Raw genomic sequence first — 416 nt, forward strand, 5'->3', positions numbered from 1 at the left:
CCCGGGTTTGATGTGGGCCTCACCTTTTTTCGCGGCTATGCCATTAAGGATAACTATTTTCCCGATGGCACCACTGTACGCTGTGCGGTGAACGCTGCGGAGGCGGTAAAATGACGGTCGGAAAATATAGCCTGGCGCTGGTGCTGTTGCTGAGCGGGTGCGATAAACCGGAGCCGGCGGGGCAGAATAACGCGGAATTAGCGCAATATCTGCAACGCATTACCGGCGATCTGGTTTTTATTCCGGGCGGCACGTTCTGGATGGGGGATTTTTGCTCCCGCACGCATGGCGAGGGGGCGCGCTGCTCTTCGGAAAAAGACACCAAACCGCTGCATGAGGTGACGCTGACCAGCTATTCCATCGGTCGTTTCAAGGTGACCCATGAGGATTACGCTTTTTATCTGAAAATGGCGGGA

General features: G+C 55.3%; 1 protein-coding gene. It reads left to right on the forward strand.

The window, feature by feature from the left end; all coding sequences use genetic code 11:
• Positions 1-110 precede the first annotated feature (110 nt).
• Positions 111-416: SUMF1/EgtB/PvdO family nonheme iron enzyme (locus OGW16_RS02095; protein WP_286517672.1), on the forward strand; the 306-nt coding region annotated here is incomplete at its 3' end.

Source organism: Citrobacter sp. Ce104, from assembly GCF_030334595.1.
Lineage (GTDB): Bacteria > Pseudomonadota > Gammaproteobacteria > Enterobacterales > Enterobacteriaceae > Citrobacter > Citrobacter europaeus.